The sequence below is a fragment of the Mesorhizobium sp. WSM4313 genome, from assembly GCF_002294725.1.
GTDB lineage: Bacteria > Pseudomonadota > Alphaproteobacteria > Rhizobiales > Rhizobiaceae > Mesorhizobium.
Genome location: NZ_NSFT01000010.1, coordinates 31,448 through 52,196, shown reverse-complemented (window position 1 = coordinate 52,196; position 20,749 = coordinate 31,448). Strand labels below are relative to the sequence as shown.

At 64.1% G+C, this 20,749-nt stretch carries 22 protein-coding genes; 15 read left to right on the top strand and 7 right to left on the bottom strand.

Annotated elements, in window-relative coordinates:
• Nucleotides 1–138 precede the first annotated feature (138 nt).
• Nucleotides 139–747, top strand: coding sequence for a cupin domain-containing protein (locus CK219_RS21465; protein ID WP_095768749.1), 609 nt, complete (start codon nucleotides 139–141; stop codon nucleotides 745–747).
• A complete protein-coding gene (locus CK219_RS21460; protein ID WP_095768748.1) occupies nucleotides 737–1,822 on the top strand; it encodes an ABC transporter ATP-binding protein in 1,086 nt (361 codons plus the stop codon). Before CK219_RS21465 ends, CK219_RS21460 begins: the two co-directional genes overlap by 11 nt.
• A gap of 16 nt (nucleotides 1,823–1,838) precedes the next feature.
• On the opposite strand, the gene CK219_RS21455 is transcribed toward CK219_RS21460, so the two are convergent.
• Nucleotides 1,839–2,537 (bottom strand): GntR family transcriptional regulator, encoded by a 699-nt coding sequence (locus CK219_RS21455; protein WP_176477111.1) that lies wholly within the window; start codon nucleotides 2,535–2,537, stop codon nucleotides 1,839–1,841.
• A 227-nt stretch (nucleotides 2,538–2,764) separates the two neighbouring features.
• Between CK219_RS21455 and CK219_RS21450 the strand changes: the two genes are divergently transcribed.
• From CK219_RS21450 to CK219_RS21410, 9 genes are all read left to right on the top strand, one after another.
• Nucleotides 2,765–3,805 carry an ABC transporter substrate-binding protein gene (locus CK219_RS21450; RefSeq protein ID WP_095768746.1) on the top strand — a complete coding sequence of 347 codons (1,041 nt, stop codon included), beginning with the start codon at nucleotides 2,765–2,767 and terminating at the stop codon, nucleotides 3,803–3,805.
• A 77-nt stretch (nucleotides 3,806–3,882) separates the two neighbouring features.
• Nucleotides 3,883–4,962 carry an ABC transporter ATP-binding protein gene (locus CK219_RS21445; RefSeq protein WP_095768885.1) on the top strand — a complete coding sequence of 360 codons (1,080 nt, stop codon included), beginning with the start codon at nucleotides 3,883–3,885 and terminating at the stop codon, nucleotides 4,960–4,962.
• Nucleotides 4,959–5,882 carry an ABC transporter permease gene (locus CK219_RS21440; RefSeq protein WP_095768745.1) on the top strand — a complete coding sequence of 308 codons (924 nt, stop codon included), beginning with the start codon at nucleotides 4,959–4,961 and terminating at the stop codon, nucleotides 5,880–5,882. The genes CK219_RS21445 and CK219_RS21440 overlap by 4 nt, the downstream gene beginning before the upstream one ends.
• On the top strand, nucleotides 5,879–6,679 hold the full coding sequence (locus tag CK219_RS21435) for an ABC transporter permease (RefSeq protein ID WP_095768744.1): 801 nt from the start codon (nucleotides 5,879–5,881) through the stop codon (nucleotides 6,677–6,679). The genes CK219_RS21440 and CK219_RS21435 overlap by 4 nt, the downstream gene beginning before the upstream one ends.
• 21 nt (nucleotides 6,680–6,700) lie before the next feature.
• Nucleotides 6,701–8,287 (top strand): gamma-glutamyltransferase, encoded by a 1,587-nt coding sequence (gene ggt / locus CK219_RS21430; protein ID WP_095768743.1) that lies wholly within the window; start codon nucleotides 6,701–6,703, stop codon nucleotides 8,285–8,287.
• Nucleotides 8,288–8,337: 50 nt separating this feature from the next.
• Entirely contained in the window at nucleotides 8,338–9,867 is a 1,530-nt protein-coding gene (locus tag CK219_RS21425; RefSeq protein WP_095768742.1) for an acyl--CoA ligase, read from the top strand.
• A complete protein-coding gene (locus tag CK219_RS21420; RefSeq protein WP_095768741.1) occupies nucleotides 9,867–10,844 on the top strand; it encodes a 2-dehydropantoate 2-reductase in 978 nt (325 codons plus the stop codon). Before CK219_RS21425 ends, CK219_RS21420 begins: the two co-directional genes overlap by 1 nt.
• A gap of 101 nt (nucleotides 10,845–10,945) precedes the next feature.
• On the top strand, nucleotides 10,946–11,557 hold the full coding sequence (locus CK219_RS21415; protein WP_095768740.1) for a 2'-5' RNA ligase family protein: 612 nt from the start codon (nucleotides 10,946–10,948) through the stop codon (nucleotides 11,555–11,557).
• A gap of 87 nt (nucleotides 11,558–11,644) precedes the next feature.
• Nucleotides 11,645–11,998, top strand: coding sequence for a nuclear transport factor 2 family protein (locus CK219_RS21410; protein WP_095768739.1), 354 nt, complete (start codon nucleotides 11,645–11,647; stop codon nucleotides 11,996–11,998).
• Between the two features lie 91 nt (nucleotides 11,999–12,089).
• Here CK219_RS21410 and CK219_RS21405 read toward each other — a convergent pair whose 3' ends face one another.
• Nucleotides 12,090–12,569, bottom strand: coding sequence for an SRPBCC family protein (locus CK219_RS21405; protein ID WP_095768738.1), 480 nt, complete (start codon nucleotides 12,567–12,569; stop codon nucleotides 12,090–12,092).
• Nucleotides 12,566–12,919, bottom strand: a complete 354-nt coding sequence (locus CK219_RS21400) for a metalloregulator ArsR/SmtB family transcription factor (RefSeq protein WP_095768737.1) — start codon at nucleotides 12,917–12,919, stop codon at nucleotides 12,566–12,568. The genes CK219_RS21405 and CK219_RS21400 overlap by 4 nt, the downstream gene beginning before the upstream one ends.
• Nucleotides 12,920–13,091: 172 nt before the next feature.
• Here CK219_RS21400 and CK219_RS21395 point away from each other — a divergent pair, with 172 nt between their 5' ends.
• On the top strand, nucleotides 13,092–13,439 hold the full coding sequence (locus CK219_RS21395) for an ArsC family reductase (protein ID WP_095768736.1): 348 nt from the start codon (nucleotides 13,092–13,094) through the stop codon (nucleotides 13,437–13,439).
• A gap of 239 nt (nucleotides 13,440–13,678) precedes the next feature.
• Here the strand turns inward: CK219_RS21395 and CK219_RS21390 are convergent, their stop codons facing one another.
• The 3 genes from CK219_RS21390 to CK219_RS21380 all read right to left on the bottom strand — a co-directional run bounded on the left by CK219_RS21390 (nucleotide 13,679) and on the right by CK219_RS21380 (nucleotide 16,427).
• A complete protein-coding gene (locus tag CK219_RS21390; protein ID WP_095768735.1) occupies nucleotides 13,679–14,032 on the bottom strand; it encodes a DUF488 domain-containing protein in 354 nt (117 codons plus the stop codon).
• A 97-nt stretch (nucleotides 14,033–14,129) separates the two neighbouring features.
• Nucleotides 14,130–15,386, bottom strand: a complete 1,257-nt coding sequence (locus CK219_RS21385) for an aminopeptidase (RefSeq protein ID WP_095768734.1) — start codon at nucleotides 15,384–15,386, stop codon at nucleotides 14,130–14,132.
• 126 nt (nucleotides 15,387–15,512) lie between these two features.
• Nucleotides 15,513–16,427: a LysR substrate-binding domain-containing protein gene (locus CK219_RS21380; protein WP_095768733.1), complete on the bottom strand. Its 915-nt coding sequence runs from the start codon at nucleotides 16,425–16,427 to the stop codon at nucleotides 15,513–15,515.
• A 97-nt stretch (nucleotides 16,428–16,524) separates the two neighbouring features.
• Here CK219_RS21380 and CK219_RS21375 point away from each other — a divergent pair, with 97 nt between their 5' ends.
• The 3 genes from CK219_RS21375 (at nucleotide 16,525) to sbmA (ending at nucleotide 19,641) form a co-directional block, all read left to right on the top strand.
• Entirely contained in the window at nucleotides 16,525–16,716 is a 192-nt protein-coding gene (locus CK219_RS21375; protein ID WP_095768732.1) for a hypothetical protein, read from the top strand.
• Nucleotides 16,717–17,083: 367 nt separating this feature from the next.
• On the top strand, nucleotides 17,084–18,241 hold the full coding sequence (locus CK219_RS21370; RefSeq protein WP_245340571.1) for a YbfB/YjiJ family MFS transporter: 1,158 nt from the start codon (nucleotides 17,084–17,086) through the stop codon (nucleotides 18,239–18,241).
• A 122-nt stretch (nucleotides 18,242–18,363) separates the two neighbouring features.
• Nucleotides 18,364–19,641 carry a peptide antibiotic transporter SbmA gene (gene sbmA / locus CK219_RS21365; protein ID WP_095768730.1) on the top strand — a complete coding sequence of 426 codons (1,278 nt, stop codon included), beginning with the start codon at nucleotides 18,364–18,366 and terminating at the stop codon, nucleotides 19,639–19,641.
• Between the two features lie 16 nt (nucleotides 19,642–19,657).
• Here sbmA and CK219_RS21360 read toward each other — a convergent pair whose 3' ends face one another.
• Complete coding sequence (locus tag CK219_RS21360; RefSeq protein WP_095768729.1) at nucleotides 19,658–20,662, bottom strand: polysaccharide deacetylase family protein; 1,005 nt, start codon at nucleotides 20,660–20,662, stop codon at nucleotides 19,658–19,660.
• Nucleotides 20,663–20,749 lie beyond the last annotated feature (87 nt).

Sequence of the window (20,749 nt, the reverse complement as noted above, 5' to 3'; positions counted from 1 at the left end):
AACACAGACGTCTCACTTCGCTGGGACACCCCTCATCCGTCTCGGCGCTATCGCGCCGATCCACCTTCTCCCACAGGGGGAGAAGGGGGAGCCTGGCGGCGCTGCACCACACCGGGGAAAGACAACAAGGACCAACGCATGGACATTCTTGACGAAGCGGCGGCAAAGCCGAAAGACGATGCCGATATCCGCGTCGGCCGCCGCGTGCGGGCGCTCAGGCTAGAGCGCAAGCTGTCGCTGGCCGAGCTCGCGGCCAAGGCCGGCATCTCCATCGGTGCGCTCAGCCAGATCGAGCGCGGCATGTCCTCGCTACGCGTCAAGGTGATCTGGCCGCTGGCCGCGGCGCTCGACATCGAGCCGTCGGCGCTGATCGCCGACGGCAGCGAAGCGGTCAACGATCTCTATTGCGTGCGCGCCGACAAGCGACGGCAGATTCCGGTCAAATCCGAAGGTATCGCCAAGGCGCTGCTGTCGCCCCCTGCCGCCACGCTTACCGGCATGCTGGTCACGGTCGAGGCCGGCGGCGGCACGGCGGAAGCCTACGCCCATGCCGGTCACGAATTCGGCTTCGTCATGACCGGCGAGGTCGAGCTGGTGGTCGATGCGACCACCTATGTGCTGAAAGCCGGCGACAGCTTTGCCTTCAAGAGCACGCTGCTGCATGCCTTCCGCAATCCCGGCGCCGAGCGCTGCCAGATCCTGTGGGTCAACACGACAAAACCGTCCGAGGTGCGCGATGGCGCCTGAACCACTCGTTCGGTTGCATAAGGTTTCGAAGGTTTTTCCAGGTGGCGTGGTCGGCCTTGACGTCGTTGATCTGGATATCGCCCCCGGCGAATTCCTGACCTTGCTCGGCCCTTCCGGCTGCGGCAAGACGACGAGCCTGCGGGTCATCGCCGGCTTCGAAAGCCCGACCGGCGGCAATGTCCTGCTCGACGGCCGCGACATCACTGGCCTCAGGCCCTTCGAACGCCCGGTCAACACCGTCTTCCAGGACTATGCGCTGTTCCCGCATATGGATGTCGCGGCCAATGTCGGCTTCGGCCTGTCGCTGCGCAAGCTCACCGGCGCCGAGCAGGCCAAACGCGTCCGCGACGCGCTCGACATGGTGGGGCTCGCCGACAAGCTGCGCGCACGCGTTTCGGAACTGTCCGGCGGCCAGCGCCAGCGCGTGGCGCTTGCACGCGCCATCGTCTGCGAACCGCGCGTGCTTCTGCTCGACGAGCCGCTGTCGGCGCTCGATGCGCATCTGCGCGAGCAGATGCAGGTCGAATTGAAGCGGCTGCAGTCGCGGCTGGGCACCACCTTCGTCATGGTCACGCACGACCAGACCGAGGCGCTGTCGATCTCCGACCGCATCGTCGTCATGAACAAGGGCCGCATTGAGCAGATCGCGCCGCCGGCCACGCTTTACGACCGGCCTGCGACACGCTTCGTCGCCTCCTTCATCGGCACCATGAATCTGTTGCGCTCGCGCTTTGTCGGCCGCGACGGCGAGCGCCTGCGCTTTGCCGCCGGCGACCTGCCGCTGGAAGCGATCTCAGACAGCGGCGAGACGCCGGCCGCCGGCGACACGCGAACCATCGGCGTGCGGCCGGAAGATCTCCTGGTTGTCGGTGAAGCCGGCGAAGGCACCGCGCCGGCGCGCGTCAGTGGCGTCGTCTTCCATGGCCGCACGCTGCGCCTGCATGCCGAGCTCGGACAGGGGACTTCGATCGTCATCGATGCCCCACGCCGCGCCGACGGTACTCAATTCAGCGTCGGCGACGTAGCCCATGTCAGCCTGCGGCGCGGCGCCAATTGCCCAATGCTTTCCGCCTGATGGAACGGGCCTAGACTCACGACGCTTTGGCGAAGAATCCCTGATAGTCGGACTTGGCCTGCAGCAGGCGCAGAATGTTCTCGCGCGAGCCGCGCACATGCGCGCGGGCGCGCTCGCCGGCCAAGGCGACATCGCCGGCGCAGATCGCGTCGACGATGCCGGCATGTTCCTCGCGGGTGAGCTTCCATTCGTCCAGCCACAGAAGCTCGGTCCACACATATTGCTGGCATTTGTCGAGGATGCCGCAAAGCATGCCATGCAGCATCTCATTGCCGCTGATTTCGGCGATCACCCGGTGCAGGTCGATGCCGACCTGGAGCTCCTCGAATTTCTCCCGCGTGCTGCGATCCGGGATCGCCGCCAGCCGCTCGCATTCGGCGAGCATCTCGCGCAGCCGCGCCTTGTCGGCGGCGGTGGCGTTGGCCGCCGCCAGCTCGGTCGCGCGCCCGTCGAGCAATTCGCGGATGTCGAAAGCCTCGCGGAACATGGTCAGGTTGAATTCGGCCACGACATAGCCCTGGCGCGGGCGCCCGATCACCAGGCCGTCGCGCTCCAGACGGTTGAAGGCCTCGCGCACCGGTGTGCGGCTCACCTTCAGGCGCTCGGCGATTTCGTTTTCCGTCACGCGGCCGCCCGGCGGGATTTGGCCGGTGATGATCAACGCCTTCAGCGCCTCGAACACCGAGTCGCGCAGCGTGTTCTTTCTTTCCTTCAAGCGCCCCGCCTCCAACGGTCAGTCATGGAATCGCAGTCTAGTGCCTTTTAGCGCCTGCTTGAACAGATCCTGTCTCGGCGCAACCGCTCCGAAACTGCCCTGCTTCTGCACACCAAAAAACCCGATACCCCGTGTTGACATCGGCTTCCGGCGAATTACACTCAAAATTGTATACAAATTCGCATACCAAATCAACGATAACGGGAACACCGGTTGGAGAAGCGAAAATGACGAAGAGACTCTGTATTCAAGGCTTGGCCGTCGCCGGCCTGCTGGCCACGGTCGCTGTTCCGGCCTCGGCCGCCGACACCATCACCGTCGCCTCATGGGGCGGCACCTATCAGGAAGCAGAGACCAAGGCGTTCTTCGATCCGACGGCCAAGGAACTCGGCATCACCATCAAGCAGGACACCACCAACGGCCTCGACGACGTGCGGCTGCAGGTCACCGGCAATGCCGTCAAATGGGACATCACCGAACTCGGCGCCGACGAATGCGCGCGCGGCTCCAAGGAAGGCCTGTTCGAGAAGCTCGACTACAACGTTATCGACAAGAGCGGCATCAACCCGAAGCTTGTCCACGATGATTGGGTCGGCATTTCCTACACGTCGGTGGTTTTGATCTATCGCACCGATGTTTTCGGCGACAAAGGTCCGAAGACCTGGGCCGATTTCTGGAATGTCGAGAAATTCCCTGGGCGCCGCGCGCTCTCCGGCAGCCAGGCGACGGAGACGCTGAGCGTCGCCGCTTTAGCCAAGGGCATTCCAATCGACAAGGTCTATCCGGTCGACATCGACGGCGCGCTGCAATCCGTCGACAAGGTCAAGGGCCATATCGATGCCTGGTGGACCTCCGGCGCGCAGGCCATGCAGCTCGTCAAAGACGGCGAGGTCGACATGGCGAGCATCTGGAACGGCCGCGCCGGCACGCTGAAGAAGCAAGGCGCGCCGGTCAGCTTCTCCTTCGATCAGGGCGTGCTCACCGCCGACTGCATGGTCATCCCGAAGGGTTCGAAGAACAAGGACATCGCCATGAAGGCGCTGGCCAAGTTCGTCAGCCCCGACCTCCAGGCCAACCTGCCCCTCTATGTCGACAATGGCCCGGCCAACGAGAAGGCTTTCGAGACGGGCAAGATTCCGCCGGAGCGGATCAAGGACATCAATTCCGCGCCGGAGAACGTCAAGAAACAGGTGCTGCAGGATCCCGCCTTCTGGCGCGATACCCTCGTCGAGGCGACCGAGAAATTCAACAACCTGATCCAGCAATAACGACATCGGAGCGGCGTCCACGAGGCGCCGCTTCGCATCGTTTCGCGAAAAATGATCCGGAGTTGAAGGAGATGCTCTTGTCTCTCGCGCAGTCCGCGCTTCCCATCGGCATCAGCGGTATCGAGAAGCGCTTCGGTGCTGTCTCCATCCTCAGCGATCTCAGCCTCGATGTGGCGGCGGGCGAATTCCTGACGCTGCTCGGGCCGTCCGGCTCGGGAAAGACGACGCTCTTGATGATCCTGGCCGGCTTCGTGCGGGCCAATGCCGGCTCCATCAAGGTCGGCGGCGAGGAGATCATCACCATGCCGCCGCACAAGCGCAACATCGGCATGGTGTTCCAGAACTATGCGTTGTTTCCGCATATGAACGTCTTCCACAACATCGCCTTTCCGCTGAAGCAGCGCCGCGTGTCGACGGCCGAAACGGCCGAGCGTGTCGAGAGGGCGCTGGACCTTGTGCAACTGAAAGGCCTCGGCGAGCGCCGTGTCGACCAGCTCTCCGGCGGCCAGCGCCAGCGTGTGGCCTTGGCCCGCGCCATTGTCTTCGAGCCGCGCATCGTTTTGATGGACGAGCCGCTGTCCGCGCTCGACAAGAGCCTGCGGGAGCATATGCAGATCGAGCTGCGCAACCTGCACCGCCGGCTCGGCATGACGACGGTCTACGTCACGCACGACCAGCGCGAGGCGATCACCATGTCGGACCGCGTCGCCGTCATGAATGCGGGGCGCATCGAGCAGATCGATCAGCCCGAGATCCTCTACGCCAGGCCAAAAACGAAGTTCGTTGCCGGCTTCATCGGCGAATCCAGCTTCATTCCGGTCGAATGCCGCAATGGCGGCGTCTGGCATGAAGGCAACAAGCTGCGCATGAAGGACCCAATGCCGTCTTCGGGCCGGCATCTGATGGTGGTGCGGCCGGAGAAGCTGCGCCTGATCGCTGGCGAACAGACTGGCGAGATCAATGCGCTGCCGGCAACGGTCGGCGATGTTATCTACCAGGGCGACAGCTTCGTCTGCTATGCGACGCTCAAGGACGGCCGGCAGGTGATTTTGCGCGACTATTGCCGCTCCGACGTGCTGGCGAGACTGCCGGCGCCGGGCGAGCCGATAACGCTCGGCATCGATGCGCAGGACGTTGTGCTGGTGGCGGACCAATGAGTACCGCGTCCGTAAGCCTCGACCACGCCGGGCGGCCCAATGGCGCGCTCAATACCGATGCCTTGCGCGCCGACGCACGGCGGGAATCGCGAGGCCTGTTCGCGCTTTTGTCCCCCGGACTGCTTCTGGTCTTCGCCGTTATCATCGTGCCGATCGGCTGGCTGTTCTGGCTTTCGCTGTTCGACGAGAGCGGCCAGCTCAGCGCCGCCAATTATGCGCGCTTCTTCGAGCAGGCCTCCTACATCAAGACCTTCGTCACCACCTTCAAGGTGGCCTTCGTCGTCACCGGCGCTTGCGTGCTCTTCGGCTATCCGCTGGCCTATATGCTGTCGCAACTGCCGCGCCGCGCCGCCGGGGTCTGCCTGATCTTCGTCATCCTGCCGTTCTGGACCTCGGTGCTGGTGCGCACCTATGCCTGGCTCGTCATCCTGCAGCGCAAGGGGCTGGTCAACACATGGCTGATGGATCTCGGCGTCATTGGCCAGCCGCTGCCGCTCGCCAACAATTTCGCCGGCGTCGTCATCGGCATGACCCACATCATGCTGCCCTTCCTGGTGCTGCCGCTCTACGCCTCGATGAAGACCATCGACGTCGACTGCTTGCGCGCGGGTATGAATCTCGGCGCCAGCCCGGCCGCCACTTTCCGGCAGGTCTTCTTCCCGCTGTCGCTGCCCGGCCTGGCCTCGGGCGTGGTCATCGTCTTCGTGCTGTGCCTCGGCTTCTTCGTCACGCCGGCGCTGATGGGTGGCGGCAAGGTCATCATGTGGGCGATGCGCATGGAGCAGACCACCAGCCTCTATTCCAATTGGGGCGCGGGCGCCGCCCTCGGAGTCGTGCTGCTCGCCGTCACGCTGGCACTGCTTGGCCTCTTCCACTGGCTGCTCGGCACCCGCGCCACCGGTGTGTGGAGCGAGCGATGAGTATGGAAAATGCCCTGCCCATCTCGCATCGGCAACGCCTGTGGCTCTACGCGCTCGGCGGCCTTGTCATGCTGTTCCTGATCGCCCCGTCGGTGATCATCGTCATCATGTCCTTTTCCGGCTCGTCGCTCTTAGAGTTCCCGCCGCAGGAATGGTCGCTGCGCTGGTATGAAAGCTATTTCGGCTCGGTCGAATGGCGCGACGCCACCGTCGTATCGGTCAAGGTTGCCGTGATGACGGCGATCGTCGCAACGCTGCTCGGCACCGCCGCCGCCTACGCCATCTACGCCCGCACACTGCGGCTGACCGGAGCGATCAACGCGCTGCTCACGGCATCGCTGATCATCCCTGTCATCCTGATCGGCATTGGCACCTTTTTCCTCTATGCCCGCATCGGCCTCAACAACACACTGACCGGCTTGGTCATCGCGCACACAGTGCAGGCGCTGCCGCTGGTCGTGCTGACAGTCCTTTCGGGGCTGCGGTCCTACGACATGAACCAGGAGATGGTGGCGCGCAGCCTCGGGGCCGGCCGCTTCTCGGCCTTCTTCCAGGTGACGATGCCGCAGATACGCTTCTCGATCGTCTCCGGCGCGCTGTTTGCCTTCATCACCTCCTTCGACGAGGTGGTGGTGTCGCTGTTCATCTCCGGCGGCGAGACCACGACGCTGACGCGGCGCATGTTCAATGCGCTGCGCGATCAGATCGATCCGACGATCGCCGCCATTTCGACTTGCCTGATCGTGCTATCGATCGTCTTGTTGTCCGCTGCCCAGCTTTTCGGCCGCGGACGTTGATACAAGGATACCCAGACCCGCATGCGTGATTTCCAGTTTCCCGGCCGCTCCCCGGTCCGCGCCACCGAGGCGATGGCCGCGACCTCGCATCCGCTCGCTACGCTCGCGGCCATCGACATGCTGCGCTCCGGCGGCAATGCGATGGACGCCGCGGTCTGCGCGGCCGCGGTTCAGGCTGTGGTCGAGCCGCAATCGACCGGCATCGGCGGCGACTGCTTTGTCCTCTATTGCCCGAAGGGCGACGGCAACGTGCTTGCCTTTAACGGCTCGGGCCGTGCACCCAAGGCCGCGACGGTCGACTGGTATCTGGACAAAGGATTCAGCGAGCTTCCGAAGCAGGGTCCGCACGCGGTCACCATCCCAGGCGCCGTCGACGCCTGGTGTCGGCTGCTGGAGGATCATGGCCGCAAGGGTTTGGCCGACGCGCTCGCTCCGGCCATCCGTTACGCGGAAGAAGGCTATGTCGTGCACGACCGCGTCGCCTTCGACTGGAGGGATCCCGAGACCGACCTGACGGCCGACGAGGTGGCCACACGCATCTTCCTGCCGGGTGACAAGCCGCCGAAGGCCGGCGATGTTCATCGCCAGCCCGAGCTGGCGGAGACGCTGCGCATCATCGCGAAGAAGGGCCGCGCCGGTTTCTACGAAGGCGCGGTCGCGGACGATCTGGTCGGACGGCTTCGCGCGCTCGGCGGCCTGCATACGCTCGACGATTTCGCCGCCACCAAGGGCGATTACCGGACTCCGGTCAGCACCTCCTATCGCGGCTACGACATCCACCAGATGCCTCCCAACAACCAGGGCCTGACCGCGCTTCTGATGCTGAACCTGCTCTCGGGCTTCGAACTGGGCAGGCTCGATCCGGACGGCGCCGCGCGGCTGCACCTCGAGATCGAGGCGGGCCGACTCGCCTATCAGGATCGCGATGCCTTTTTCGCCGACCAGGATCATGTCGATGTCCCGGTCAAGGCGCTGCTTTCCAGCGCCTATGCCGACAGCCTGCGCGCCGCGATCGATCCCGAACGCGCCATGACCGATCTGCCGCGTCTCGATCTTCCCGGCAGCGACACGGTCTATATCAGCGTCGTCGACCGCGACCGCAACGCGGTGAGCTTCATCAACTCGACCTATTATTCGTTCGGCAGCGGCGTTGTCGGCCCGAAGACCGGAGTCGTGCTGCAGAACCGCGGTTCCAGCTTCCGCCTCGATCCGAAGCACCCGAATGTGATAGCGCCCGGCAAGCGGCCGATGCACACGATCATGCCGGGCATGATGACGAAGGATGGCCGCGCCCTCATGCCTTTCGGCGTCATGGGTGGCGGCTACCAGCCCTTCGGCCATGTGCATCTTTTGACCAACATGATCGACTTCGGCATGGATCCGCAGCAGGCGATTGATGCGGCCCGCGTCTTCTATAACCACGACGTCGTCGAGACCGAGCGAAGCGTGCATCCAGAGGCCATCGAAGGCCTGCGCCGGCGTGGACATCGCATTGTGGGGCCCGACCACCCGCTGGGCGGCGGTCAGGCGGTGCTGATCGACTGGGAAAAGGGCACGCTGACCGGCGCGTCCGATCCGCGCAAGGACGGCCTGGCGCTCGGATATTGAGCGGCGCTTTGCTGGACATAAGCCGATCGTTCGAAACATAGTCTGGAACCATGACAAACAGCGAAAACGCCAACGATCTCGCCCATCGCCTTGCCCCCGGCGCTGACGACGCGCCGGCCATCGTCGCACCCGAACGGGCAGCACTCTCGCATGGCGGGCTGCGCCGCCTAATCCATGAGACCGTTACTCGGCTCAACGCGCTCGGCATCGGCCGCGGCGACCGCGTCGCCATCGTACTGCCGAACGGCCCGGAAATGGCCACGGCCTTCATCGCGGTGGCGGCGGCTGCGTCCACCGCCCCGCTCAACCCGGCCTACCGGGCCGACGAGCTCGATTTTTATCTCAGCGATATCGGCGTCAAGGCGATCCTCGTGGGCAAAGAGGAGGCAGGCTTCTCGGTCGAAGTTGCCGGGCGCCTCGGCATCCCGGTGCTGCGGCTGGTCGTGCCGGAGGGCGCGCCGTCCGGAACCTTCACGATCGAGGGTGAGCCGGTTGGATCGCCGGTCTCGTCTGGCTTCGCCGCGGAAAGCGATGTTGCGCTGCTGCTCCACACCTCCGGCACGACGTCGCGTCCGAAACTGGTGCCGCTCAGCCACGCCAACCTTGCGGCGTCGGCTGCGCATATCGGCGCGACGCTCGGCCTGACGCCGGCCGACCGCTGCCTCAACATCATGCCGCTGTTCCACATCCATGGGCTGATCGCCGCCGTGCTGTCCTCGCTCGCCGCCGGCGGCAGCGTCTTCTGCACGCCGGGCTTCAACGCGCTGCGTTTCTTCCAGTGGCTCTCTGAGGCCAAGCCCAGCTGGTACACCGCCGTGCCCACCATGCATCAGGCGATCCTGCCGCGCGCCGCCCGCAATCCCGAGCAGCTTGCCGAGGCGAAGCTGCGCTTCATCCGCTCGTCGTCCGCTTCGCTGCCGGCGCAAGTGATGGCCGAGCTGGAATCCACCTTCGGCTGCCCGGTGATCGAGGCTTACGGCATGACGGAGGCCGCGCACCAGATGGCGTCCAACCGTTTGCCGCCGGGCGTGCGCAAGCCCGGCAGCGTCGGCGCGTCGGCCGGGCCGGAGGTTGCCGTCATGGCGCCGGACGGGCGATTGCTCAAGCCCGGAGAGGTCGGCGAGATCGTCATTCGCGGACCGAACGTCACGGCAGGCTACGAGAAGAACCCGGATGCCAATGCCAGCGCCTTCGCCCATGGCTGGTTCCACACCGGCGACCAGGGCGTGCTTGACGAGGATAGCTATCTGCGCGTCACGGGCCGGCTGAAGGAGATCATCAACCGCGGCGGCGAGAAGATCTCGCCGCTCGAGGTCGACGGCGTTTTGATGGATCACCCGGCGGTGGCGCAGGTCGTCACCTTCGCCATGCCGCATGACAAGCTGGGCGAAGAGGTGGCGGCGGCCGTCGTGCTGCGCGAAGGCGAGAGGGCCAGCGAGGCCGATATCCGTGGCTTTGCATCGACCCGGCTCGCTGATTTCAAGGTGCCGCGCAAGGTGGTGATCCTCGACGAGATCCCGAAAGGCGCGACGGGCAAGCTGCAGCGCATCGGGCTGGCGGCCAAGCTCGGACTCGGCTGATGCGCGTTACAGTCTTTGGCGCCGGCGCGATCGGCGGCTACCTCGCCGCGAAGCTGGCGATCTCCGGTTCTGTCGATCTGTCGATTGTGGCGCGCGGCGCGCATCTCGAAGCCATCAAGGCCGGCGGCCTGCGCCTGATCGAGGACGGCAAGGAAACCGTGGCGCAGGTGAGGGCGGCGGCACGCGCCGAGGAACTCGGCGTGCAGGACTATGTCGTGCTGGCGCTGAAGGCGCATTCGCTGGCCCCGGCGCTGGACGAGATCGCGCCGCTGTTGGGCGAGGGGACAGTCGTCGTCACCATGCAGAACGGCGTGCCCTGGTGGTACTTCTACAAGGCGGGTGGCGCTCTCGAAGGCACGCGGCTGGACGCGGTCGATCCGGGCGGAGCGATCTGGCAGCGCATCAGGCCCGAGCGCGTCATCGGCTCCGTCGTCTATCCCGCTGTCGAGGTCGATGCGCCGGGCCTGATCCGTCATGTCGAAGGCAGGCGCTTTTCGCTGGGCGAGCCTTCGGGCGAGAAGAGCGAGCGGGCAACCGCGCTTGCGCGCGAAATGGTCAAGGCCGGGCTGCAGGCGCCGGTGCGCGAGGACATCCGCACGGAGATCTGGGTGAAACTCTGGGGCAATCTCTCCTTCAATCCGATCTCGGCGCTGACCGGCAGCACGCTTGCGGCCATCGTCGCCGACGAAGCCACACGCGCCGTCGCCCGCGCCATGATGCTGGAAGCGCAGGCGATCGGTGAGCGCCTCGGCGTGCGTTTCCTCATCCCGGTCGACCGGCGCATCAAGGGCGCCGGCGATGTCGGCCAGCACAAGACCTCGATGCTGCAGGATCTCGAGCGCGGCCGTCCGATGGAAATCGACGCGCTGGTCACCGCGGTGCAGGAGCTCGGCCGCCTGACCGGCCAACCGACGCCGACCATCGACAGCGTGCAGGCGCTGGTGCGGCGGCTTGCGATCGAGCGCGGGTGTTATTGACTTCATAGACGTGAAGACCATTCGCCCTTGACTCTTGCCAATGTTCATGTTTTGTTCTCATGAAGAGCTTAACAGGAGCGTTCTCAGCCGAACGAGTACAGATGTCTCGGCAGCAAGAGTTTGATTTCGGCATTCCGATTCCTCCACTGCAGCCGAGGCGGCCGGACCGGGTGTTCTTCGCGCTGTTTTTGCAGGCCAAGGATCGTGCCGCGTTTTGGTCGTTGCAGAAACATCTGTGCGATCTCAACGGGATAACCGGGACGCTGCTGCTGAAAGAGCGATTTCACATCACTCAACAGCATGTGGGCGACTACAAAAGACTTAGATCGAAAATCGAATTCGCGGCCAAGCGGGCCGGCCGAATGGTTGAAATGCCGGCGTTTGAAGTCACGTTTAGCCATGCTGTAAGTTTTCCCGGCCGCCCGGCGGCAAAAGGCAGGCCGCCGTCGCGTCCGTTCGTGCTTTTGGCAGACGATGGGCCGGTCTGCGAACTCAGCCGGTTGATTGGCACCGCCATGAAAGCAAATGGTCTCAAATCGGCGGATCACTTCGTCCCGCATATGACGATTGCCTATGACGAGAAATTCGTCCCCAGGCAGCCGATCGAGCCAATCGGCTTTGTAGCAAGGGAGTTCGTCCTCATTCACAGCCTGCGCGGCCTGACGATCTACAAGGATATGAGCCGCTGGCCGCTGACGGCCGCGTCATCCTGACACGAATTGTCACCTGCGGAGCGCCGCACCGCTGGCAGATGAACCATCGGTACCTACTTGATATGTTGTCCAAACCGGGAGGAAATCATGAACACTGCGGAAATTGCCAAGGATTTCACCGAGCTCCTCAAGAAGGGCGACAGCCACGGTGCCGCCGCGAAATACAATGCCGATGACATCGTCAGCCACGAAGCCATGGAAGGTCCGATGGCCGTGTGCAACGGCAAGGAAGCCGTCAAGCAGAAGGGCGAGTGGTGGGAGGCCAACCATGAGGTTCACGGCGGCTCGGTCGAGGGGCCTTACGTCAATGGCGACCAGTTCGCCTTGCGCTTCAGCTTCGACGTGACGCCCAAATCCACCGGCGAACGCGTCAAGATGGACGAGGTTGGCCTCTACACGGTCAAGAACGGCAAGATCAGCGAAGAGCGGTTCTACTATTGAGCCTTGCTGGGCTCTGAATGTCCTTCGTGCCGCGATTTAAAAAATCAGGCATGACGGCCTCGGATGATGTCCAGGCCGCCATGTCTGCTTCTCAAATCGTCTTCACGTAATCCGCAAGCTGGTCGGCCACCGTGCCCCAGCCGTCGAAGAAACCCATCTCCTCGTGGCTGTTGCGGGTCGCCTCGTCGCGATGGATGGCGGTGGCGGTGTAGCGCGTGCCCTTGCCCTCGGGCGTCAGCGTGATGATCGCGGTGATGAAGGGCTCGCCGGACGGCCGGTAGCCCGGCAGCAGCGCGTCGGTCCACACCAGCCGCTCGTTCGGCACTATCTCGAGATAGCAGCAATGGCGGTCGTTGACCTCCTTGCCGTCGGGCGATTGCATGCGCGTGCGGAACAGACCGCCGGGCCTGAGGTCGATCTCGCAGTCGGTGATGATCCATGGCTTCGGCGTGAACCACTGCTTCACATGCTCCGGCCTCGTCCAGGCGCGCCACAGGAGTTCGCGCGGCGCGTCGAGAAAGCGCTCCAGCGTCAGGTCCAGTTTCGGGTTCGGCTTGAACGGATAGCTCACTTTTCACTCTCCTTGAGGCTCATCACATAGGCGTCGAACTGGTCGAGGCGGCGCTCCCACAGCGCGCGCTGTTCGGCGAGCCAGTTTTCCGCCAGCTTCAGCGGCTCGGGCGAAAGGCTGTAGGTCCTGACCCGACCGGACTTTTGCGATTGCACCAGCCCGCAACCTTCCAGCACCTTTAGGTGCTCGACGAAGGAGGGGAGCGTCATGCCGAACGGCTCCGCCAGCTCGCTGACTGAGGCGGGACTCCTGTTCAGCCGCTCCACGACACGCCGGCGTGTCGGATCGGCCAGCGCGCGAAATATGCCGTCGATCGGCGGCGGGTTTGGGCTGACGGCCTGCAGGCTCATGGCTGTTCCTTCCGAGACCGCCTGGCGGTCAGGTGATCCTTGCAAGAAAATACTTAGGAAAAAACCTTAGTATTGGCAAGAGCCAATCGCACCGGCGTAAAGCGCTGGCAAAGCCTATAGGGCCGGCCTAGGCTTCTGCCGGATTCGAAAATCTCATCCGACAGAGGCTGCCTTGACCATCACCATGTATGGCATCACCACTTGCGACACGATCAAGAAGGCGCGCGTCTGGCTGGAAAGCCATGACGTGCCGTATCGCTTTCATGACTACCGGGCAGAGGGGATCGAGGCCGACAGGCTCAGCGGTTGGATCGGCAAGGTCGGCTGGCAAAAGCTGCTCAACAAGGGCAGCACGACCTTTCGCGAGCTTCCGGAGAAGGACAAGACCGGGCTGGACGAGAAGAAGGCGAAGCAGCTGATGCTCGCCAAGCCGACGATGATCAAGCGCCCGGTGCTGGAGGTGGGGAATGACGTTATCGTTGGCTTCAAGCCGGATGTTTACGAGGAGGCGGTGAAGTAAAGGCGGGACGCCGAAGCTCCCAATCTCCCTTGCGGGGGAGATGGCCGGCAGGCCAGAGAGGGGTGTGAAGGAACGCGGCGTTGGCCAACGTGGCGACGCGAAGCTGCCTCGGGTATGCGGTTGATGTTTGAGAGGCTGGAGGGACAGCACCCCCCTCTGCCCTGCCGGGCATCTCCCCCGCAAGGGGGGAAATCAGATGTCGCCGTCGCTTTCGCCGATCGCCAACGTAGCGGGATACATCACGCCCCGCGCAAATAGTCCGCCAGCGCCACCGCATTGTTATGCGCTTCGTCATGCGCGCCGTAGAGCAGCGTCACCTTGCCCTCACGCAGCAGGCCACGCAGCTGCGCTACCGCTTCCTTGTTGGCGTCGAGCTCGGCCCGATACCGCTTCTGGAATTCCGGCCAGCGCTCCGGCTCGTGCCCGAACCATTTGCGCAGCGCGTCGCTCGGCGCGATGTCCTTCAGCCAAAGCGTCAGTTCGGCGTCCTTCTTGCTGACGCCGCGCGGCCAGATGCGGTCGACCAGCACCCGCTGGCCGTCGGCTTTCGCCGGCGGCTCATAGACACGCTTCACCGCAATGTCGAAGCCCACTTATGCCTCCTTTGCCAAGCCCCGGCAAAGTATGCAGCGGCTGGGCTCGGCGACTTCGCCGTGGCCGTCCGTTCGGAATTGCGCCAACAAAGTACCGTTATGCCCACTCGCCCTTGCGCATCACCGGCACGCGGCCGCCATCCTTGGCCACGCCGTCAATGTCGATTTTGTCGGAGCCGATCATCCAGTCGATGTGGATGAAGCTCTTGTTGCCGCCGCGCTCCGCGATCTCGTCCTGGCTCAGCGACGCGCCGTTGACGAAGCATTTCGAATAGCACTGCCCGAGCGCGATATGGCAGGCGGCGTTCTCGTCGAACAGCGTGTTGAAGAACAACAGCCCACTCCGCGAGATCGGCGAGGAATGCGGCACCAGCGCCACTTCGCCGAGACGGCGCGCGCCCTCGTCGGTGTCGAGCACCTTCTGCAGCACATCCTCGCCCTTCGAGGCCTTGGCCTCGACGATCCGCCCACCCTCGAAGCGCACCGAGATCTCGTCGATCAGCGTGCCCTGATAGGAGAGCGGCTTGGTCGAGGAGACATGGCCCTCGACGCGCCTTGCATGCGGCGTGGTGAAGACCTCCTCGGTCGGGATGTTCGGATTGCAGGTGATGCCGTTCTTCGCCGTCGAAGCGCCGCCCATCCATTCATGGCCGTCCGCCAGCCCGACGGTCAGGTCGGTGCCCGGTCCGGTGAAATGCAGCGCGTGGAAACTGTGCTCGTTGAGCCACTTCGTGCGCTCGGCCAAGGCGGCGTTATGCGCCTTCCAGTTGCCGATCGGGTCCTCGACGTCGACCCGCGAGGCCGAGAAGATGGCGTCGGCAAGCTTCACCACCGCGACGTCGTCCGACTCACCCGGAAACACCTGTTTTGCCCAGGCAAGATCGGGATAGGCGACGATGTTCCAGTTGATGTCGAAGCCGGTGATCTTCTCCAGCGCCGGCTGGTAGGCCATCGAGTTCGCCTTGTTGGCACGCGCCACCTTGGCTGGATCCTGTGTCGACAGCAGCGACGGGTCTTCGCCGCGCACCGCAAGCCGCGCCGCATTGTTGGAGAAGGCCTTCGCCATGCCTTCGTAGAGCCAGCCGGCGGCGCGGTCGAAACCGGCATCCGCACCGTAGCGGAAGCGCGCCAGCGTGATCTCGTCGTCGTTGAAGATCGGCGTCACCAGCCCGGCGCCCGCCTTGTAGGCGTGCTCGACGATGCGGCGGGTCAGCGGCAGCGCTGCGATCGAGGAGGTCAGCACCAGGTCCTGTCCGGGCTGCAATTGCAGTCCGACCTTGACGGCGACTTCCGCCAGCCTGTCGAGCTTCACCGGGTCGATGCTTGCCGAAACGCCGCGCGAATGTGTGGTCATGATCCTGCCTGCCGTTATGTTGGGGTTCTCATCCTTACATAGACCGCTGCGATTGACCTTTCCACCGCGATCGACTGGGCCTGCTCTCAAGCATGACGGACCGCATTATTGAAAAGTGCGGAGCGGTTAGGCGGCGCTGTCCAGCGCCCGGAACTGCGCCATGGTCGCCTCGATCTCCTCGCGGATCCAGGCCTTGAAGTCGCGCACCTTGCGGCTTTCGCTCTTGGTGGCCGAGGTCACCAGCCAGTAACCCAGACCGCTCTCGGCCCTGATCCCGAAGGGCGCAACCAGCCGGCCGTCGGCCAGCGCGTCGGCGGTCAGCAACTGCCAGGCGAGCATCACGCCATGGCCGGCGATCGCCGATTCCAGGCAAAGCATCGGATCGGTGAAGCGAGCCCCTTTCTGGAAGGTGACTGGCTCGACGCCGGCCGCCTCGAACCAGCCGTCCCAGCTGAACATCGCCCGCTCGTCGGTGATGGCGCAGGTCTGCGCCAGATCGCCGATCGACTTCAGCCTGGCCGCGATCGAGGGCGCGCAGACCGGAAACACTTCCTGGGCAAGCAGGAGCTCGGCGCGCCCGCCCGGCCATTTGCCGTCGCCGAGCCGGATTGCGATATCGATGTCGGACCGGTCGAGATCGGCGACCCTGGCCGAGGCGTCGATGCGCAAAAGCACATTCGGATGTCGCGCGAAATGCCGCGACAGCCGCGGCAGCAGCCATTTCGAGGCGAAGGCCGGCGCCACCGAGACGACCAGCGTGCACTCGTTGGCCTCGTCGGCCAGCGCTACGGCTTGCGCGAGCTCGCGGAAGCCGGCGCTGAGTCGCGTCGTGAAGGCGGCGCCAAATTCGGTCGGCACGAGCCCGCCCGGCGTCCGTTCGAACAGCGCCTGGCCCAGCTGCTTTTCCGTGCGCTTGACCTGCTGGCTGACGGCACTGACCGAGACGTTCAACTCGGCCGCCGCGCCCGCCAGCGATCCCAGCCGGGCGACGGTTTCCACGGCGCGCAGGCCGTTGAGATGGACGCGGTTCAGCATAGCCATCCAGTTTTTCTAAAGTGAACGGACCGAAATCTCAATTGAAACCCGACAGGAAACGGCAGAATTTACCTGAAACAGCCTTGAGCCATGAGGTGGCCCGATGAAGATTTTATCTTTGCTGAAAGGGCTTTGCGGCACCGAGGCGAGGCCGCCCGAGGACGGTGAGATCGCGCGCTGGATCATCGATCCGCTGTCGCATCCGATGCTCGACACCATGTCGGAGCGCGAGCTCGGCGACATGCCCTTCCGGCTGACGGCCCGCCGCACAGCTTACGAGACCGGCTGCCGTTGAAGTCACGTTGCCGCAGCGGCGGAAACCAAAAGACAAACTAATGTGACCATTGTGCATAGCGTTGCCGGCGTCAGCGCTGCCCCTCATTGCCCTGCCGGGCATTTCTCCCCGTATAGAGACGGGGAGAAAGACGCTGTCATCGCCGCTTTCGCTAATTTTCAACGCTGTAGGATAATCGCCAGCGTTGCGGCCGGTTTCCTTCTCCCCGTCACTATACGGGGAGAAGGTGCCCGAAGGGCGGATGAGGGGCAGCGCTGACGCAGAAAGTTTCGCGCCAGTCCGATGCGATCGGTCCTTTCTACGATCGTGACACTGGCCCAACGCAAGCGCATTGTTTCACCTGCACATGCAATTATTGTGCACTGCAATGAACGCCTCGCCATCTCCCTTGCGGCTTGCTCTCGCCGGCATGGTCGCGCTTGCCGTCGCCATGGGCATCGGCCGCTTCGTCTACACGCCGATCCTGCCGGGCATGATGGAGGGACTTGGCCTGACGCCAGCCGATGCCGGTTGGATCGCTTCCGCCAATTATCTCGGCTACCTCATCGGCGCGCTTGCCGCGGCCGGTGGCTGGGCGCATGGCCGCGAGCGCATGCTGATGTTCGCCGGCCTCGCCGCCAGCGCCGTGCTCGCGGCCCTCATGGGGTTCAACGAGACGATGGCCGCCTTCCTCGTCATCCGCTTCCTGGCCGGCCTCGCCAGTGCCTTCGTCATGGTGTTCATGGCCTCGATCGTCTTCAGCCATCTGGCTGAGGCTGGCCGCGGCGATTTGCAGGCGCTGCATTTCGGCGGCGTGGGCCTCGGCATTGCCGCGTCCTCGGCGCTGCTGGCGGTCCTCGTCTCCGAACATGCGGGCTGGGCCGCCGGCTGGCTCTGGTCCGGAGCGCTTTCGGCGCTTGGCCTGCTTGTCGTCGCGCTGCTCGCCGGCTCGACCATGCCGGCCAATGTCGCCAGCGGGCGCGAGCCGGCGCTGCCGAAGGACGGGTCCCTGGTGAAGTTGATCGTCGCCTATGGGCTGTTCGGCTTCGGCTATGTGGTGACCGCCACTTTCCTGGTCGCCATCGTCCGCCAGGGCGGCGGCGGGCGCGTCTTCGAGGCGACTGTCTGGATGGTCGCCGGCCTCGCTGGCTTTCCCTCGACTTGGGCGTGGGAGAAGCTCGCCGGCCGGCTAGGGCTCTATGCCACTTATGCCGCGAGTTGCCTGGTCGAGGTGGTCGGCGTCACCGCCAGCGTCGTCGTCAAGGGCGCCGCCGGACCGCTGATCGCCGGCGTCCTGCTCGGCGGCACCTTCATCGCCATCACGGCGCTGGGCCTACAGATGGGCAGGCAGCTCGCGCCGCGGGCGCCGCGCCGCATCTTCGCGGTGATGACGGCGGCCTTCGGCCTTGGCCAGATCGTCGGCCCGATCGCCGCCGGCCTGCTCGCCCAGGCTTCGGGCAATTACATGCTTGCTTCGATCATGGCAGCGTCGGCGCTGCTTGCCTCCGGCGTCATTGCTTGGTCGGCTGCGCCAAAATCGCCATGATTTGCGGTTTGTTCGATGCCGGGCGTCGGGCACGGGCATTTTCTTTCCCCCTAATGTGTGACTTTATGCCCGCCGAACTGCAATGCCGCTGATTTGCGGTCAGACCGAGGAAACCCGCCACAGTGTTCGTATCCTTCTTCCCGCAGCCGAAGCTTTTCTTCACCTCGGCCGCCGTCTGGAGCCTTGCCGCGATCTTGTTCTGGTTCTTCGGCGGCGAGCAGTTGGGCGCCGTCTTCGGCCTGCCACCCGTGGCGGCCGGTTCGCCGCCGATCATCGGCATCGCGGTGCTGTGGTCGAAGCCGTTTCTGTGGTTCTACATGTACTTCGTGGCCTGCGTGGCGATCTTCTACGCCTTCTGGAGCTGGTACGCCCCGCACCCGTGGCAGAACTGGTCGATCCTGATGACCGCCGTCATCCTGTTCTTCATCTACTTCAACGTTCAGGTCTCGGTTGCGGTCAACAACTGGTATGGCCCGTTCTTCGATTATGTTCAGGGCTTGATGTCGGGAACGACGGCCTCGACCGACATCGAATTCTACAAGGGGTTGGCCGATTTCTCCTGGCTCGCGCTGGTCGGCATGAACGTGCAGGTGGTCAACGCCTTCATCGTCAGCCATTGGATCTTCCGCTGGCGCACCGCGATGAACGATTACTTCATGGCCAACTGGGGCCGGCTGCGCCACATCGAGGGCGCCTCGCAGCGTATCCAGGAAGACACGATGCGCTTCTCGCAGATCATGGAAGATCTCGGCTCGACTTTCGTTCAGTCGATCATGACATTGATCGCCTTTCTGCCGGTCTTGATTCAACTGCAGGCCCACATCACCGAATTGCCGATCATCGGCACGGTCCCGCAGCCGCTGGTCGTCGCCGCATTGGGCTGGTGTCTGTTCGGAACGATTTCCGTCATGGTGGCGGGTCTCAAGCTGCCGGGCCTGCAGTTCCGCAACCAGCGCGTCGAGGCAGCCTATCGCAAGGAACTTGTCTACGGCGAGGATCATCCCGATCGGGCGCAGCCGGCGACGACGACACAATTATTCGCCAATGTCCGCCGCAATTATTTCAAGCTATATTTCCACTACATCTATTTCAACGTCGTTCGTTACACCTACCTGCAAGCCGACAACATTTTTTCGTTGCTCATCCTTGGGCCCTCGCTGGTTGCGCATAAGATCACGTTCGGCGCCCTGAACCAGATATCGAACGCGTTCGGCAAGGTGACGAATTCGCTGCAGTTCCTGTTGAATTCGTGGTCGACGATTGTTGAACTGCAGTCGGTGCACAAACGTTTGCGAGCTTTCGAAGCGACGCTGCAGGGTGAGCAACTGCCGATTATCGATCAGCACTATCTAGAGCGCGAGCAAGCTGGCATGCGTCCCGAAGATCAGCCGGCAGGCTAGAGCGCGGCCGGTCCAGTTAGCCGCCCGCTGTCGCCTGTGCCTGGCCGGCGCGTTGGCGCGCGACATAATCGCGGAAACTGATGCACTCGACATCGGCCTTCACGCAGACCTCGCCGGCGAAGCGCTCCAGCGCGTTCCAGTAGGCGCCGTCGTTCATCAGGGTGAAGTGGAAGCCGAGCTCCAGCGGCAGGCGCTTGCCGTTGTACTGAGCCTCGAAAGCGGCGCGGAACGCCTGATAGGCGCGCTCGGTGAATGCGTCCGCCTCGGCCGGCTTTTCGGTGCCGCCCGAATGGCGGACATAAAGATTGTAATCCATGGCGACGACCGGCTTGGCCTTGTCTCCCTCCGGGATAAGCGGCAGGGCGAAGCGGGTTGTGCCATTCAGGGTTGGCGGCACGACCGGGCCGCTCGAGACGCCGCTCGCGTCGTATTCAAAGCCGGCCTCGGGCAGCGCTTCGTAAAGCGCCTTGCCGGTGGACAGATAGGGCGCGCGAAAACCGGTTACGGTATGGCGGGCGAAATCGCGCCAGCCGGCTGGCTCCTGGATGCCGTTGATCGCATAGGCGTTCTCGAAAATGCGCCGCGCGGAGGCGAATTCGGCCAGCCAGTTGGCCTTGCTCCAGGCCTTGCCGTCGAAATGGCCGCAGGCATGGCTGCCGATGTCGTGGCCCTCGGCCGCGGCCAGCCGGACCTGCTCAAGCCGGTCGGCGACATCCTGCTTTGAGGCGCCGAAGCCGACATTGGATTTGCCGGCGGCCTTGCCGGGGCCGGCATAGTGCAGCCGCGTCTCGGGAGAGAGCAGGAAGACGCAGGACAGGAAATAGGTGAAATGCGCGCCCGTGCGCTTTGCCAGCGCCCGGCTGCGCTGCCATTGCGAGATATCGCGGGCGGCGTCGAAAGAGATCAGCACGACCTGCTTGGCCGGCGAAACGGTTGGCGATTTCGGCGGATCGGCGAAGGCGGCATTGGCTGAGGCGAGCGAGGCAAGACTGATCGCAAGGACGCGGTACGAACGAAGCATTGACAACCTTCTGGCGGGGACGTCTCCGGCCGATCGGAAGCCGGCTACCGCGCAAATGTGGCGCGGTTGCGTTCAGGTATGGACTGT

What these genes read in the sequence shown, in the direction of transcription:
- ggt (WP_095768743.1), top strand. Translation starts at nt 6,701, where the DNA reads ATGCGTGATTTCCAGTTTCCCGGCCGCTCCCCGGTCCGCGCCACCGAG.
- CK219_RS21380 (WP_095768733.1), bottom strand. Translation starts at nt 16,427, where the DNA reads ATGGCTATGCTGAACCGCGTCCATCTCAACGGCCTGCGCGCCGTGGAA.
- CK219_RS21460 (WP_095768748.1), top strand. Translation starts at nt 737, where the DNA reads ATGGCGCCTGAACCACTCGTTCGGTTGCATAAGGTTTCGAAGGTTTTT.
- CK219_RS21450 (WP_095768746.1), top strand. Translation starts at nt 2,765, where the DNA reads ATGACGAAGAGACTCTGTATTCAAGGCTTGGCCGTCGCCGGCCTGCTG.
- CK219_RS21440 (WP_095768745.1), top strand. Translation starts at nt 4,959, where the DNA reads ATGAGTACCGCGTCCGTAAGCCTCGACCACGCCGGGCGGCCCAATGGC.
- CK219_RS21360 (WP_095768729.1), bottom strand. Translation starts at nt 20,662, where the DNA reads ATGCTTCGTTCGTACCGCGTCCTTGCGATCAGTCTTGCCTCGCTCGCC.
- CK219_RS21435 (WP_095768744.1), top strand. Translation starts at nt 5,879, where the DNA reads ATGAGTATGGAAAATGCCCTGCCCATCTCGCATCGGCAACGCCTGTGG.
- CK219_RS21415 (WP_095768740.1), top strand. Translation starts at nt 10,946, where the DNA reads ATGTCTCGGCAGCAAGAGTTTGATTTCGGCATTCCGATTCCTCCACTG.
- CK219_RS21400 (WP_095768737.1), bottom strand. Translation starts at nt 12,919, where the DNA reads ATGAGCCTGCAGGCCGTCAGCCCAAACCCGCCGCCGATCGACGGCATA.
- CK219_RS21410 (WP_095768739.1), top strand. Translation starts at nt 11,645, where the DNA reads ATGAACACTGCGGAAATTGCCAAGGATTTCACCGAGCTCCTCAAGAAG.
- CK219_RS21465 (WP_095768749.1), top strand. Translation starts at nt 139, where the DNA reads ATGGACATTCTTGACGAAGCGGCGGCAAAGCCGAAAGACGATGCCGAT.
- CK219_RS21420 (WP_095768741.1), top strand. Translation starts at nt 9,867, where the DNA reads ATGCGCGTTACAGTCTTTGGCGCCGGCGCGATCGGCGGCTACCTCGCC.
- CK219_RS21370 (WP_245340571.1), top strand. Translation starts at nt 17,084, where the DNA reads ATGAACGCCTCGCCATCTCCCTTGCGGCTTGCTCTCGCCGGCATGGTC.
- CK219_RS21425 (WP_095768742.1), top strand. Translation starts at nt 8,338, where the DNA reads ATGACAAACAGCGAAAACGCCAACGATCTCGCCCATCGCCTTGCCCCC.
- CK219_RS21385 (WP_095768734.1), bottom strand. Translation starts at nt 15,386, where the DNA reads ATGACCACACATTCGCGCGGCGTTTCGGCAAGCATCGACCCGGTGAAG.
- CK219_RS21375 (WP_095768732.1), top strand. Translation starts at nt 16,525, where the DNA reads ATGAAGATTTTATCTTTGCTGAAAGGGCTTTGCGGCACCGAGGCGAGG.